Origin of the sequence: Nonlabens ulvanivorans (genome assembly GCF_000732625.1) — a bacterium.
Lineage (GTDB): Bacteria > Bacteroidota > Bacteroidia > Flavobacteriales > Flavobacteriaceae > Nonlabens > Nonlabens ulvanivorans.
In genome coordinates this window covers 797636-813748 of sequence record NZ_JPJI01000032.1, presented here as the reverse complement: position 1 = coordinate 813748, position 16113 = coordinate 797636, and the positions used below count along the sequence as shown (strand labels likewise).

15 protein-coding genes are annotated in these 16113 nt (G+C 35.6%); 7 read left to right on the top strand and 8 right to left on the bottom strand.

Annotated features, from left to right (window positions below; all coding sequences use genetic code 11):
- Positions 1-94: 94 nt before the first annotated feature.
- Both IL45_RS10830 and IL45_RS10825 read left to right on the top strand, forming a co-directional pair.
- Positions 95-2365, top strand: coding sequence for a tetratricopeptide repeat-containing sensor histidine kinase (locus tag IL45_RS10830; RefSeq protein ID WP_051788714.1), 2271 nt, complete (start codon positions 95-97; stop codon positions 2363-2365).
- Positions 2366-2375: 10 nt separating this feature from the next.
- Positions 2376-3110 carry a LytR/AlgR family response regulator transcription factor gene (locus IL45_RS10825; protein ID WP_036583765.1) on the top strand — a complete coding sequence of 245 codons (735 nt, stop codon included), beginning with the start codon at positions 2376-2378 and terminating at the stop codon, positions 3108-3110.
- Here IL45_RS10825 and murI read toward each other — a convergent pair.
- The 8 genes from murI to IL45_RS10785 all read right to left on the bottom strand — a co-directional run bounded on the left by murI (position 3107) and on the right by IL45_RS10785 (position 11117).
- The gene (gene murI / locus IL45_RS10820) at positions 3107-3895 is read right to left on the bottom strand and encodes a glutamate racemase (RefSeq protein WP_036583763.1); all 789 of its coding nucleotides are present in this window, start codon (positions 3893-3895) and stop codon (positions 3107-3109) included. The genes IL45_RS10825 and murI overlap by 4 nt on opposite strands.
- 87 nt (positions 3896-3982) lie before the next feature.
- Positions 3983-4513, bottom strand: coding sequence for an OmpH/Skp family outer membrane protein (locus IL45_RS10815; protein ID WP_036583761.1), 531 nt, complete (start codon positions 4511-4513; stop codon positions 3983-3985).
- A gap of 71 nt (positions 4514-4584) precedes the next feature.
- Entirely contained in the window at positions 4585-5445 is an 861-nt protein-coding gene (locus tag IL45_RS10810; protein ID WP_036583757.1) for an OmpH/Skp family outer membrane protein, read from the bottom strand.
- A gap of 36 nt (positions 5446-5481) precedes the next feature.
- Positions 5482-8061 (bottom strand): outer membrane protein assembly factor BamA, encoded by a 2580-nt coding sequence (gene bamA, locus IL45_RS10805; RefSeq protein ID WP_036583754.1) that lies wholly within the window; start codon positions 8059-8061, stop codon positions 5482-5484.
- A 4-nt stretch (positions 8062-8065) separates the two neighbouring features.
- Positions 8066-8800 carry an isoprenyl transferase gene (locus IL45_RS10800; RefSeq protein ID WP_036583751.1) on the bottom strand — a complete coding sequence of 245 codons (735 nt, stop codon included), beginning with the start codon at positions 8798-8800 and terminating at the stop codon, positions 8066-8068.
- A gap of 2 nt (positions 8801-8802) precedes the next feature.
- On the bottom strand, positions 8803-9483 hold the full coding sequence (gene porG, locus IL45_RS10795; RefSeq protein ID WP_036583748.1) for a type IX secretion system protein PorG: 681 nt from the start codon (positions 9481-9483) through the stop codon (positions 8803-8805).
- A 102-nt stretch (positions 9484-9585) separates the two neighbouring features.
- Positions 9586-10461, bottom strand: coding sequence for an NAD kinase (locus IL45_RS10790; protein WP_036583746.1), 876 nt, complete (start codon positions 10459-10461; stop codon positions 9586-9588).
- Positions 10461-11117, bottom strand: a complete 657-nt coding sequence (locus tag IL45_RS10785) for a CBS domain-containing protein (protein WP_036583744.1) — start codon at positions 11115-11117, stop codon at positions 10461-10463. The genes IL45_RS10790 and IL45_RS10785 overlap by 1 nt, the downstream gene beginning before the upstream one ends.
- Positions 11118-11203: 86 nt before the next feature.
- On the opposite strand from IL45_RS10785, the gene IL45_RS10780 reads away from it, so the two are divergent.
- The 5 genes from IL45_RS10780 to IL45_RS14950 all read left to right on the top strand — a co-directional run bounded on the left by IL45_RS10780 (position 11204) and on the right by IL45_RS14950 (position 16078).
- A complete protein-coding gene (locus IL45_RS10780) occupies positions 11204-11920 on the top strand; it encodes a pyridoxine 5'-phosphate synthase (RefSeq protein ID WP_036583742.1) in 717 nt (238 codons plus the stop codon).
- Positions 11921-12685, top strand: coding sequence for an alpha/beta fold hydrolase (locus IL45_RS10775; RefSeq protein ID WP_036583740.1), 765 nt, complete (start codon positions 11921-11923; stop codon positions 12683-12685).
- A gap of 101 nt (positions 12686-12786) precedes the next feature.
- Entirely contained in the window at positions 12787-14043 is a 1257-nt protein-coding gene (locus tag IL45_RS10770; protein ID WP_106200833.1) for an OmpP1/FadL family transporter, read from the top strand.
- A 13-nt stretch (positions 14044-14056) separates the two neighbouring features.
- A complete protein-coding gene (locus IL45_RS10765) occupies positions 14057-15649 on the top strand; it encodes a lipase (RefSeq protein ID WP_036585266.1) in 1593 nt (530 codons plus the stop codon).
- An 81-nt stretch (positions 15650-15730) separates the two neighbouring features.
- The gene (locus IL45_RS14950; protein ID WP_042244783.1) at positions 15731-16078 is read left to right on the top strand and encodes a phage holin family protein; all 348 of its coding nucleotides are present in this window, start codon (positions 15731-15733) and stop codon (positions 16076-16078) included.
- Positions 16079-16113 lie beyond the last annotated feature (35 nt).

Below are 16113 nucleotides of genomic sequence, written 5' to 3'. Positions count from 1 at the left end.
TGAATCTATCTAACTTTTAATGCCTAAGTTTACAACCGAAATGAGAGCAATAATCTTATATATAATTTTATCCTTGGGTCTAACCTCTACGGTTATGGCGCAAAGTAATGAGTCACGTAAGACCAATAGTGAACGCACCACTATGGTTCTAGAAGGACGCGTGATTAGCGATAAAAAACAACCTGTATCTGGCGTTAATATTGAAGGGCCTATGGGACGATATGCAACCACAGATTTACAAGGCTATTTTAAAATACCAGCAAATCTAGGTGATGAAATTATCATTAGGAGATCTGATTTTGAGACTGTTTATTATACGATAAGAAGTTATGATAAAATTGAGATTCAAGTTATCGATGACCTCTCACAAAAAGAGCGCCTTAAATCATTGAGCTATGAAGTGTTAATGGATAGCGCCCAAGTTTATCTTAAAAAGGATGCACAAAAAACGGCAGACTTTTTAATTGCTGCTTTATCTAATAATTCTAGTGGCATTAGTACTAGCAAAGAGGCTCGTGCTTATGAAACATTAGGTGATTTATACATTTTCAACAAACAAGCAGACCTAGCGATTACCAATTATAGAGCCGCGATTAAGTCTGAAAACACAGCACAAAGACAACTCAAACTTGGCCAATCACTACAAAGCAACGGTAATTATCAAGAAGCGATCAAAATACTGGAAGCTCTTACTGTTAATGAAAGATCAATAAAAACGTCTTCTAACCGCAGTACAGGACTATCCACTCAACAAATAGTAACTGCATATACAACATTAGGAAATATCTATGAAATAACTAACAATACCGAGGCAGCGCTTAAAAATCATAAAGCAGCTTTACAAACTGCACAGACAAATAATTTAAAAGCATTATTACCACAACTCAACACTAATATTGCAAATGTTTATAATGCAACAGGACAAGTCACTACTGCAGAGTCTTATTATAGTAACGCCATTCAAGATTCAAAAAATGAAGGAATTATAAGTAATGTGGTCACACAATCTGCCACTGCAGATTTTTATAATAGCAATCAACAATACGATAAAGAAATTGCTTTGCGTAAAAAAAATATCGAACTTATTGATAAAGCTAGTACTGCAAAAAGAAAGGCGACGGTAACTAACCTTGAGACACCTAGCTCTAGTAATATTATAGAGATGGAAGATACCATTATGGAAGATCTAGAAGTGGGCGCGCCTATAGATACACCTGTGGATAACGTCACAACCGCATACTCAAAACAAAAAGAACAACTTAAAATTGCTGAAGCCTATAAAGCCACAAATAATTTTGTAGAAGCAATCGCTTCTTTTGAAAACAGTTTTAAGGAAGCTAGTGCAAATGATGATCTAGATACTAAAAAAGAGGCTGCGCGTAATCTTTATAAACTTTATCGCACCAATGGTAACACGGCAAAATCATTAAAATATAATGAGATTTACATTGAAACTGTTGACCGACTTTATGAGCAAAAAGAACAAGAAATAGCTTTAAACACTCGTAAAGCACAAGATTTAGTAAATAGACAAACTCGTATTTTAACACTTGAGAAAGATCGGGAACTTACAGAAAATAGAATCGCTCTAATTAATACAGAGCGTGAATTAACCCAACAGGTTAACAATCGACAACGCTGGATCATCTACTCACTGGTTGCCTTAAGTCTTTTATTGATTTCTCTCGCATATTTTATGTGGCGCAACAATAAACAGCAACGCATTAATAACCATTTATTAGCGCTCAAATCACTGCGCAGCCAGATGAATCCACATTTTATTTTTAATGCACTTAATTCTGTAAATAGTTATATCGCAATGAATGATGAACGTGCTGCAAATAAATATCTAGCAGACTTTTCTAAGCTCATGCGCAGTGTTCTCGAGAATTCAGAATTAGATTTTATACCACTAGAAAAAGAAACTGAACTGTTAGGTCTTTACCTCAAACTAGAACACGAGCGATTTAAAGATAAGTTTGATTATGAATTTATAGTAGATCCATTACTGGAAGGTACATCCTTACAAGTTCCACCTATGTTATTGCAGCCCATTATAGAAAATGCAGTATGGCATGGATTGAGATATAAGGATGAGAAAGGCTTTTTAAAGGTAGCTTTCGCGAAAGCAGAAAACGAAATCATCGTTACCATAACTGACAACGGAATAGGAAGAGCTAAGTCCAAAGAGCTCAAAACAGAACACCAAAAGAAACGAGAAAGTAAAGGCCTGGGCAACGTCATGAACAGAGTAGCATTACTAAATGAATTGCACGATTGCCAGATTGAAATGATAGTAAATGATGCTGGCCTATCTCCAGACATAGGGACTGCAGTCACCGTTAAAATGATTGTTTCTAATTAAAAAATGCTCTATGAATTTAAAAGCGATCATTGTAGAAGATGAGCAAATCTCTAGAGAGATTCTCAAGAAATACCTGTCTAAGTACTGTCCTAACGTCACAGTTCTTGCTGAAGCATCAAACGTCGATGAGGCACTACAGTTATTACGTAAAACTGACATTGACATTTTATTTCTAGATGTAGAAATGCCTTATGGAACAGCCTTTGACCTACTAGACAAACTAGGAAATAGAGATTTTGAAACAGTTTTTGTAACTGCTTATGATCAATATGCAAAAGAAGCACTAAATCAACAGGCTGCTTATTATTTATTAAAACCTATCGAAATAGACGAGCTTATTAAAGCTGTCGATATTGTAAAAAGTATTAAAGAGCGTGAGGAAGAAGTAAATATCGGCCTTTCTGTAAAAGAACAAGATAGCTCTCAATTAAATGATAAAATTACTATTCCAACACAAGAAGGTTTTGAAGTTATACCAGTAAAGGATATTATTTACTGCAGTGCAGATGATAATTATACAAACGTCTATTTAGCAAACTCTCATAAATTAGTTTCTAAAACATTAAAACATTTTGAGGATATGCTTACCGATAAAGGTTTTTGTAGAATTCATAAGTCTCATTTAATAAATGCCTCGCATGTAACAGCCTATAAGAAAGGTAAAGGCGGCAGTGTCATTCTGGGCAAGATAGAATTACCGGTGAGTCCCAGTAGAAAATTAGAACTATTTAAATTCTTTTGTTAAAAGTCTAGATAGTCCACTTTTCTATTATTGACTTCAACAGTTAGCAAGTCTAGCACTTGAGTATTGAGATTAGAATACAACTCATGATGACCTAACGAAGTCTGATCATTTAGTAAATTAAACTCCTTTAAAATATGAAGTGTTTGTCTTGCTACAGCAGCTCCACTATCTATGATTTTTACACGGCTAGGCAACAGCTCTTGTAACATGTCTTTAATGTAAGGATAATGACTACAGCCCAATACTAGATAATCTATACCTGATATCATAAAAGGCTCTGTAATACCTACCAAAAGGTTTCTCATTTCTTCAGAATCCTTTTTGCCAGATTCTATAAGTTCAACAATGCCCGTACCTACTATTTCTATAGTGTTTACATCCTTTGTAAAGGCTCTTTGAGTTCTATTGAACAATTCACTAGATAATGTTCCTTGCGTGGCTAGAATCCCTACCTTACCTGTAGTACTATTAAGCGCTGCTGGCTTTATAGCAGGCTCAATACCTATAAACGGCACATCATAATGTTCACGTAGATATGATATACTATTAGTGGTTGCAGTATTACAAGGCACAGCTATTAACTTGCAACCACGACTAAGTAAATACTCTGTGTTTTTAACACATAACTGAGTTATATCATTTTTAGGCTTACGTCCATAAGGCGCATGCTTGCTATCTGCTAGATAAATCGTGTTTTCATGTGGCAGTAATTGCACAACTTCTTTCCACACCGAAGTACCACCAACTCCACTATCAAAAAATCCAATAGGCTGTAAATTACTCATGACATAAAGATAATGTGATTACCAGAATTTAACGCATAAAAAAACCGCTTAGATGTACCAAGCGGTTTTTTTATAAGTATTAGTTAATTACTGAGTAATACCTAATTCTTTTTTTACATCTGGAGTGATATCATAACCATCTGCCATGATTACTCCTGTTCCTGTAGTAGAGTCTAGGACATAATCAAAACCTTTTGCACGAGCTACTTTTTGAATAGCGTCACGTACTTTCTTATATAAAGGCTTTAAAAGGTCTGTTCTTTTTTGAGCCATAGCTTGTTGAGAACTTTGGTAGTACTCTTCAAGTTTCTTTTGACCAGCCATAAGCTCTTGATAAGCACGTTGATTTTCTTCATCGCTACGTGATTCAGCAAGACTTTTTAATTGCTCAGCTTTGTTTTGCAATTCCTTATCCATTTCACCTAGAGTTGCTTCATAAGTCTTAGCAAGATCTCTTAGTTGTTTATCAGCAGCTTTAGCTTGAGGTAGTTGTTCCACTAACTCTTGAGATGCTACGTGACATACTTTACTAGGAGTAGCTTGAGCTTGCACTGTGTTGATTCCTGCCATAAGAAACATCACTACTACTGCTGTTATAAGGGTTTTTACTTGTTTCATTTTCTAATTATTAATTATTGTTTTGCTTTAACTTCTATTAATGCGGCTGCAAATATAATGGTATCGTGTTATTATTCACCGCCTGGAGGCGTTTTTTGATTAGCCTTCTTCTTTTCTTCACGTGCTTTTAGTATACTATCCTTGCGTCTCTCTCTAGCCTCGATGATACTATCTCTACGCTTTTGAAACTTTGCAGCTCTGGCTGCTTTGATAGAGTCACGCACTCTTAACTTCTCTAGACGTGCCTTTTCTCTATCATTTACTAGTTGTTCCTTTGCTTCTTCTTTTTTCTCTACAGTTTCTGCCTCTTCTACAGACAAGTAACGTTCTTCTTTCTCTTGTTCTCTCAATTCTTCTTTAGTAGGTTTTTTGTCATTACCTCTATTTCTAGAATCGATTTTTGCAGTTCTTCCTATCGCTTTTAAAACTTGATCACTTAAATCATGACGCTCTGCATTATAAAGCATTGCTGCCTCAGAACTATCAAGTATGTAATCATATTTCTTAAGGCTTCCTATCTTACGTATTTCATTAAAAACTTGATCTTGTACTGGTTGTATTAATTGTTCTTTTTGTAAAACAAAATCACCTTGAGGACCAAATCTTTTTTGTTGATAGTTTAAAAGCTCTTCTTCTTTTATCTTAATATCTTCTTCTTTTTCTTCAATAAGCTCATTAGTAAGTAAGACTCTTTCATTTTGTAAAGCATCTTTCATTTGTTGTACTTCTAGACTCATGGCATCAATTTCTTGCTTCCATTTACCCATCTTTTGCTCTAGCTGTTGAGATGCTTTTTGATATTCTGGCACATTCTCGAGAATATATTCCATATCAATGAAACCTACTCTAATACCTCTAGTTCCTCCTTGCGCTTTCGCGAAAGCGAAACTCATAAAGGCCATTATACTGATAACAAAAATCTTATTTTTCATAAGCTCAAAGTGTTTATAGAAAATATCGTGCCATTCTTAGAATTGTTGCCCGATGATGAAGTGAACATTCCATCCACTAGGATCATTACTTACTGCTGTAGGCACTTTATCAAAACCATATCCAAAGTCAATACCTAACAATCCAAAGGCTGGCATAAATATACGCAATCCAGCACCTGCAGATCGCTGAACCTCAAACGGGTTATAGTCTCTAAAATTGTTATAACTACCTGCTGCCTCTGCAAATGATAATACATAAATAGATGCTGCTTGCTCTAAAGATATAGGGTACCTCAACTCAAAAGAGAATTTATTATAAACGGTATCTCCATCTGCATTTGTAGTTAATGATGAGTTATCATATCCACGCATTCTTATAATGTCACGTCCATCTAATGAGAACGCACCTAATCCATCACCACCTACAAAGAAACGTTCAAATGGTACAAGACCACGATCTTGATTATAAGCTCCTAAGAAACCAAACTCAGTGTTAGTTTGTAAAACCAACTTATCATATAGACGAGTATACCATGTACCTTGGAATTTAACTTTGTAATATTCTAAGAATTTAAATCGTTCTTGATCAATTTTTGCTAAATCAGCTTCACCATTAGTTTGGAATTCTTCTTGATCTTCTAATGTAGCATAATCAACACCGTTGAATAAGGAATATGGCGGAGTTAACTTTGCGGTAATTGAGAATGAGGATCCATAAGTAGGGAAAATAGGGTTTACACCTACATTATTTCTACTTAATCCGATGGTATATGCTAGATTGTTTGAAAAACCATTAGGAAAATTAAATAAAGAGGTTTGATAATTCTTCAAGTTATAATGTTGGAATGATAAAGCTTGTGAAAATTGGAAATAGTTATCAGGCCACTCTAAACGTTTAGCAATCCCTATGGTTCCTCCAGTAATTAAGAATCGTTGACTACGATCGACTTCTCTGAAATTTTGCTGATTAACACGAAACTGTTCACTGTGTGAAAACGAAACATTAAATGAAACTGGTTTCTTACCACCTAACCACGGCTCCGTAAAATTTAAACTATATGTTCTAAATATTGTACTTGCTTGTGCTCTAATGGCAAGAGTTTGTCCATCACCCATAGGCACTGGTTCATAGGCCTCGCCATTAAAAATGTTACGTAAAGAAAAGTTGTTGAAACGTAAACCTAGTGTACCCACAAAACCACCACCACCATAACCACCTTGTAGTTCGATCTGGCTAGCTCCTGCTTCTTCTAATTCAAATTCAACGTCGACAGTACCGTCTTGCTGACTTACATTTTTAAGTTGTGGATTAATCGTTTCTGGATTAAAGAATCCTAGCTGACCTAATTCACGAATTGAGTTAATAATTTTTTGTCTAGAATATCTTTCACCTGGTGTGGTTTGTAAATTTCTATAAATAACGTGGTCATTAGTTCTTGTGTTACCAGTAACGGTAATGTTATTAAAGAAGGCTTCTTCACCTTCTACTATACGTACTTCAAAATCTATGGTGTCATTATACACTCGTGTTTCAACAGCATTTACAGATGAGAATAGGTAACCCGTATTTTGATATTGATTTGAGATATCATCAGAGTCTGGATCTTGTGGATTACTAATACGTTCATAAAACGCTACTCCATTATACACATCACCTTTATCAACTTGCAATATTCTCCTTAATTGATCGTCTGTGTAAACAGTATTCCCTACAAACTCTATATTACCGAAATAATACTTTTTACCTTCTTCTACCTCTATATCTAGAGAAATCCTTTTATCACTGTTTTTTATAAGAGTATCGCCTATAATACGGGCATCTCTAAAACCTCTTTCTTTATACATATCAAGAACAGAGCTTAAATCTTCTTGATAGTCTGCCTCGATATATTTAGACCTTTTTAATAACCTAAAAGGATTGCGACGTTTTGTGTTTTTCATTGCTTTACGCAACTTCTTGTCTTCAATCAACTGGTTTCCAGTAAAAGTTATTTCTTCAACTTTTACTTTCTCACCTTTATTAATATCGATTTTCATATCAACACGATTAGTGCTTTGATCTGTTGTATCGATTACTTCGCGTACACGAACTAAAGCATCTGCATATAAATAACCGTCATCTTTGTATTTATTTTCAATAAAATTACGTGTGTTGGTAACCAGGTTTTCAGTTGCTTTACGACCACTAGTAAGCTTAAGTTCATCTCTTAAGTCTTTAGCTTTTCGTTCTTTGATACCAGTTATTTCTACATTGCTTAAGTTAGGAACCTCAACAATATTTAATTCAAGGTTGATGATTTCTAACTCACCACCATCTGGATCAGGAATCACACTGGTTTTATAAAATCTAATATCACTGAATAGCTTTAAATCCCATAATTTTTTAACCACATCACTTAATCGCTGACCTGGAACATAAATTTCATCTCCTTTGCGTAGACCTGTGAAGGCTATTACGGTGTTTTCGTTATAAGTCTGGCTACCTGTTACAGTAATATCGCCTAATTTATATTTTGTGGCGTTTCCAATAGGTGTATCTGCCTGTTGTGCCTTTATAGTAGTTCCTAATAAAAATACTACTGCTATAAGTAGCGAGTGTGCTAGCTGTCTTGTCATTATTCTATAATTGTTCACTCGTTTTACCGAATCTACGTTCTCGGTCTTGATAATTTTTTAATGCCTCTATAAGATGTTCTTTCCTGAAATCAGGCCAAAGTACATCAGTGAAATAAAGCTCTGCATAAGCGATCTGCCACAGCAAAAAGTTACTTATACGTTGCTCACCACTCGTTCTAATCAATAGGTCTACGTCTGGCATGTAATTAGTATACAATAAACCATTAATCGTATCTTGATTGATATTCTCAACTTCTATCTCTCCTTCTTTCACCTTATTTGCTACATTTTTAATAACTGTAATCAACTCTTCACGTGACCCGTAACTAAGGGCTAGAGTTAAGTTCATATGATTATTATTTTCTGTAGCAGTAATTACTTCTTGAAGTTCTTTTTGTGCCGTTTTAGGCAATAATTCAAGACTACCTACTGCTTTAAGGGAAATATTATTTTTTTGTAAAGTAGGAAGTTCTTTTTTAAGACTTGACACCAGTAATCTCATAAGAGTATCTACTTCAAGCTTAGGTCTTTTCCAGTTTTCTGTACTAAAAGCATACAAAGTCAGGTTCTTAATACCTAACTCTGCACAGGTTTCAACTGTTTCTCTTACAGCTTTTGCTCCTTTTTCATGTCCTCGCACTCGCATGAGGCCTTGTTTTTTTGCCCAGCGACCATTACCGTCCATAATTACAGCAACATGCTGTGGTATATTATGGGTATGTAGTACGTTTTTATCCATTCTTAAAAATTACAATAACAAGGTTTTCTACCAAATGCATAAGTTAACGTTACACCAGAGAATACATACCAATCATTATTGTTAATATTCCCAAACCTTACACTTTCAAAATCCTCGTTATTACTACCATCTAGGTTATCTGTAAACGTATATCGCACACCAGCTTCTAATCCTAAGACCAGCTTAGGTGCTATATTATACTTTACTCCTAAAATAAACGGAATTGCTAATCCTCTATCTGTGTCATCTTCTACTAGTTGATTACTAGCTTGATCTAATCTAAAGCCTTCATATTGAAAACCAGTAATCCCTGTGTAAATATAGGGCACGATTTGAGGTTTACCCGTGTAAAGTTCCCATTCCCAAAAATTATATTCAATCCCTACACTTGCTTCTATAAGGTTGTAATTATACTTATAACCTCTTAAATCTCTTGATATATCATCACTATCATTATCGTCACCTACCATATTAGAAAATATTAATGAAGCTCTAAAGCTGTGACGGTCACTACGATTCCATTTAAAAATACCACCTACAGTAAGATCTACAGGATCTATAAACTGCGTGCTACCTACATCACCAATGATATTACTACCACCTGCAAAGAGGCCTACCTCATAGGTTTGCGCTTTCGCGAAAGCGAAACAAAAAAGAAAACTAACTAATAATAATAAACGCATGGAAATTTTAAAACGTGCAAATATAACAATTCTCATTACCTGACATGAGTAAACATGCATGATTGTGAGTAATGTAAAACTAGGTTTCTTTAAAATTATTGTCTAATTACGTTTATCTTCTCCCCAAAGTAATTTATGACGAATGGTTTTTATAAAACTCACGTGCTCTAATTCAATTAAATCAATTGTGAAATCTGCCTTTTTTAAAGTGATTTCAGTCTCATCTGGATATGAAGCAATACGATTATCTAAAGAGGCCAGGAATTCATTTTCTCTACCCATAACTTTTACGGTAATAACAGTTTCATCAGGAATGACTAATGGTCGTGCGTTTAAATTATGAGGCGCTATAGGCGTAATGACCAATGCCTTAGTATCTGGTGTAATTACCGGTCCACCACAACTTAAACTATAACCGGTAGATCCCGTAGGAGTGGAAACAATCAACCCATCTGCCCAATATGATGTTAACAACTCACCATTAAGATGAGTTTCTATTTGTATCATACTCGTGGTATTCTGTCTGCTTACTGTTACTTCATTAAGCGCAAAGTTATCTGGTACCAGATGATTTTCTGGATGTTTAGAGGTTGCTGTGATTAAACTGCGTTTACTTAAACGGTATTTTTTATTGAACAATAAAGTAAAAGCGAGCTCTAACTCTTCTGACTGCAATGTCGCGAGAAATCCAAGTCGCCCAGTATTAATTCCCATTACAGGAATATTAAGCTTACCGATATAGGATACAGCTCTTAAAATAGTACCATCACCTCCTATACTGATCATTAAATCAAAACTAGTATCTAATGATTTAAAAGTCCCTTCCATGTTTAAATCAATCTTATCCCCAATAAGGGAAACATAGTCCTGCTCCATATAAACATCACAATCACGTAAATGCAATTGCTTAAGAACACTGGCAATAGTAGAAAGACTATCCTCTTGAAGATACTGACCGTAAATAGCGATTTTCTTCATTACATGTTAAGGTATTTATTAAGGTAATCTGATCGTTCTTTAAGATTATCGAGATAGGTATCTTCCTCTGCAGCACTGACTACTTCATAACTATATCTTCTAAAAGTTTGTAGCACTTGATTAACATTTTCTGCACTGACCTTAACGGTTATCTGAGTTAAATGATCATTATAACCACTAATAAAACAACCATATAACTTAGAATCATTAGACTCAATAATCTGAGTAATTTCACTAAAACTATAGTCTGTTGTACCTTTTTCTAGTACGATTACAGCTCCAGATTCATATAAAAAAGGAGAATCATTAAATAACTGCAAAATATCTTTAAGTTCATAATAACCTAAATATTGATTATTATCATCTAACACTGGCATCACATTACAATCATGCTGTGCAAATGCCTCCAGCACATCTAACCAATGTGTGTCAACCATAACATAAAAAGTGTCTAGCGCATACTTTACATCTTTTAATGTACATCCAGATTCAAAACAATGCGCATCGTTTTCAGAAACACAGCCAATGTAAACCTCATTCTCCATTACAGGAAGATGGGAATAGGTCAATTGCGAGAATATATTTTGAGACACCGTAACCTCATCTGTAACCTGAAGCGGCTTCACATCATTAATAATGTATTCTTGAATGTTCATTTAACAAGCTTTTTTTGCAAATTAATCATTTCTGTGATTACTCGTTGCGGTGAATCCTTTGTATTTTTGAAACTCAATAAATTATTATGACCGCACTTAGTGTAAATGTTAATAAAATAGCCACGCTGCGTAACGCTCGTGGAGGAAATGTACCTGACTTAATAAAATGCTCATTAGACATAGAGCAATTTGGCGCACAAGGCATTACCATACATCCTCGACCAGATGAAAGACATATTAGATATCAAGATGCTCGTGATCTTAAAAAGGTGATTCAGACAGAATTAAATATTGAAGGTAATCCTAATGAGAAATTTATCGCACTAGTAGACGAGGTTCAACCAGCACAGGTTACATTAGTACCAGATGCCGTTGACGCCATAACTTCAGACGCTGGATGGGACACCATAAAGAATGAAGCTTATCTAACTAAAATCGTAAAACATTTTAAAGATCAAGGCATAAGAACTAGCATTTTTGTAGATCCAACAATAGAAATGGTTGAAGGCGCCGCAAAAACTGGTGTAGATCGCATAGAACTTTATACAGAAGCTTATGCGCAACAATACCCTATCAATAAGAAATTAGCAGTTGCACCTTATATTAAAGCTGCTCAAAAAGCGCTTGAACTAGGCCTAGGAATAAATGCAGGTCATGACCTATCACTAGAAAACATGAGGTATTTTAAAGACAACGTGCCCGGACTACTAGAGGTCTCTATAGGCCACGCTCTTATATCAGAAAGCCTCTACATGGGTCTTGAAAATGTTGTGAATATGTATAAATCCAGATTAACAGACTAGATGCTGCATTCAATTATTTTAGGAGAAGGAAAACCACTTATTATTCTACATGGTTTTTTAGGCATGGCAGACAATTGGAAAACTCTCGGTAAAGAATGGAGTGAAAACGGCTATGAGGTTCATTTAATAGACCAGCGCAATCATGGACGTAGTTTACACAGTGTAGACTTTAACTACACACTACTTGCAAAAGACGTTCATGATTATTGTATAGAACATAAACTGGAGAACATCTATTTATTAGGCCATTCTATGGGTGGAAAAGTTGCTATGAAAGTGGCCGCAGATTTTCCTCAACTTATTAAAAAACTAGTTGTTGCAGACATTGCGCCTAAAACCTATGCTCCTCATCACAGTGATATCATTAATGGATTAAAGTCCATCAACTTTGATGAAATAAAAAGTCGTAAAGAAGCAGATGAGCAGCTCGCCCTACGTATATCAGATTTTGGCACGAGACAATTCTTATTAAAAAGTTTATATAGGATAGATAAAAATAGATATGGATGGCGCTTTAATCTAGAAGTATTAGGTGATAGTCAAGAGATGATTGGTTTTCAAGAACCCATCCAGACTCAAATAAATATCCCTACACTGTTTGTTAGAGGTGCAAATTCAGGATACATTAACGATAACGATTTCGTAATTATAGAACACGCTTTCGCGAAAGCGGACTTAAAAACAATCCCTAATGCAGGACACTGGTTGCACGCAGAACAACCTGAAATTTTCTATAATACGGTCACAAGTTTTCTTACAGATTAAATACTATGCAAGCATAATAATAACGAAAACGCTTGCGTAAGAAGTTTAAAATATTAAATTTGACTTAACAAAACCCCAATTTTTTTAATAACAAACTGATTATGAATAAATTAAAAGCTTTAGCAGTGCTTCTTTTGATTTCTACAATGGCTTATGCTGGTGGATATCGAGTAAGTACACAGAGTAATAGACAGTTAGCCATGGGACACACTGGTGTGGCTGTAGTTAACAGTGCTGACATTCTCTTTTTCAATCCAGCAGGATTGGTACACTTAGAAAACAAAATTAATTTTAGTGCTGGTGGATTTGGCGTTTTTTCAAGCGTTTCTTATCAAAACTCAGAATTTGGAACTTCTTCAGAAACTGACAGCCCTACAGGTACTCCTGTTTATGCTTATGGAACTTATAAAATCAATGAAAAGCTTGCTGTAGGTTTAGGTATTTACACTCCTTTTGGTAGTAATGTAACATGGCCTACAGATTGGTCAGGTTCTCATTTAGTAAATGAAATTGAATTAAGCGCTATATTTATACAACCTACTATTTCTTATCAACTATTTGATAGCGTTAGTATAGGTGGTGGACCGATTCTAGCGATAGGCGGAGTTACCTTTAACAGAAACGCTGGCCAATCACTTACTGATGAGCAAGGTAACCGCTCAAATGTAGGTATTGATGATTCCAGTGTAACTGCATGGGGTTGGACCGCAGGTTTAATGTTTACACCTAATGATCGTTTCTCTTTTGGTTTTAACTATCGTTCATTAATTAATATTGAAAGTACAGAAGGAACAGCTACATTCTCAAATTTCCCTAACTCTGCATTAACACCAGCAAACGGTGAAACTGGATTTACAGCGACTCTTCCTTTACCAGCAGAAATCACTGTAGGACTTAGTCATAAGTTTTTTGACGATAAACTTTTACTTGCATTTGATTACAATCGTGCATTATGGAGTGAGTACGAAAGTCTAGATCTAGTTTTTGAAAATGGATCTACTTCTATCAATCCTAGAAACTACAAAGACTCTTCTTCATGGAGATTAGGTGCTCAATATTTAGCAACTGATAATCTTACCTTAAGAGCCGGATGGTACTATGATGAATCTCCTGTACAATCTGGTTATTTTGCGCCAGAGACACCACGTAACGACTCTTTAGGATACACCTTCGGACTTTCTTATCAAGTTAATTCTAAACTTGCTATCGATGCTTCATTCCTTTACTTAAGATTTAAGGAAGTAAATGAATCGTATGACTTCTTTACAGATCCGGGAGCTTCGGCACCTTCTTCTTTTGGCGGAACTTATAAATCACAAGCGCTTATTCCTGGTATAGGAGTAACATACAGCATGTAAAAAAACAATGATGATGAAAAAATTTAATTTAAAATATATTGGACTTTTTATCGCAGCAGCTGCGGTAGTAAGTTGTGAGGTAGAATTTGATAATCCTATTGATGAAGCTGGAGTATACACCTCTGGTGAAGCAGATTTTTCAAACTACGTGTCAGTAGGTAACTCTTTAACATCTGGTTATGCAGATGGCGCACTTTATCTAGACGCTCAATTAAAATCTTTTCCAGCAATAATGGCTGGTCAAATGGAACTTGCTGGTGGTGGTGAATTTATCCAACCGTTAGTAAATGACAACGCTGGTGGATTGCTTGCCGGTGGAGTTCAAATATTGCCTAATCGATTTGTACTAGCAGTAGGCGCAAATGGTAGTCCTGCACCAGCAGTTTATACTGGCGAGGCACCTACTACAGATATCACAAATACTTTTACTGGAAAATTGAATAACTATGGTGTACCAGGTGCAAAAAGTTTTCATTTAGGCGCACCAGGATATGGAAATATCGCGGGTGTGGCAACTGGCCAGGCTAATCCGTATTATGTACGCTTTGCATCAGGTGGCATGTCTACTGTTATAGGTGATGCCGCTGCAGCAAACCCGAGCTTCTTCACTCTGTGGATAGGTAATAATGACATATTATCTTTTGCTACTTCTGGTGGTATAGGAGTTGATCAAACTGGAAACTTTGACCCAACATCATATGGGAGTAATGACATTACAGACCCTAATGTATTTGCAGGTGCTGTATCTCAATATGTAACGGCACTAACAGCAAACGGAGCTAAAGGCGCTTTAGTTAACATTCCAGATGTAACTTCAATACCTTTCTTTACAACTGTTCCTTTTGCACCATTAAGCCCTGCAAATCCAGATTTTGCCGCTCAAATCCCAGCTTTAAATGCTCAATTTGGTGCGTTAAATCAAGCGTTTGCATTTTTAGGTGTACCTGAAAGATCTATTACTTTTTCTACTACAGCTGCAAGTGCAGTAGTAATTAAAGACGAATCATTGACAGATATATCAGCACAACTTACACAGGTTTTAATAGGAGGCGGATTTCCTGCTCAACAAGCTGCACTTTTCGGTCAGCAATATGGACAAGCAAGACAAGCAACTGAGGACGACCTATTAGTATTCACTAGTCAGACTGTAATTGCACAGCTTAACAGTACACGTTTCCAAGAGTTAGTAGGTCTAGGTCTTGATCAAGCAACCGCTGGTCAGTTATCAGTAAACGGTATTACATTCCCGTTAGAAGATCAGTGGGTTTTAACTCCTGAAGAACAAACTGCTATAAGCACAGCTCAAACAGCATACAACTCTACTCTAGAAGCTCTTGCAGCTGCAAACGATCTTGCTTTTGTAGATGCTAGAACAGCTCTTTCACAAGTAGCTAACGGTGGTGTATCTTTTAATGGTGGTGTTTTAACATCTACTTATGCGACAGGTGGTGCATTTTCTTTAGACGGTGTTCACCCAACACCAAGAGGATATGCTCTTACAGCAAACTTTATTATAGATGCAATAAACGCTAAATATGACGCTAACGTTCCTAAGGTTAACATAGGTGCATACCGCTCTATTCAAACTAGTGATTCTGTAAACTAAAATCAGTTCAATAATTTATTAAAATCCGTCTCGGTTTTACTGAGACGGATTTTTTTATTTTTACCACCTAAATCATACATTATGAAATTTATAATCAAGCTGTTAATAACTGCACTATTAGTTGTATTGCTTTCAAAGCTATTACCAGGAGTAAGTACCGATGGATATCTAAGTGCTATTTTAGTTGCCATTTCATTATCACTTCTAAACTTTATAGTAAGACCTATTCTAGTGATACTCACATTACCAGTGACCATAATTACTCTAGGGATATTTCTTTTAGTCATCAATGCAATCATCATTTTACTTGCAGATTGGCTAGTAAGCGGTTTTGAGGTGGATGGGCTTTTATGGGCTTTTATTTTCTCTTTACTATTAGCTATCGGTCGCTCTATATTGTTTCAACTACTAGAAAAGGACAAGGATTAATCGACATAAGATGCCATGCTACAGCAGCATTTTGT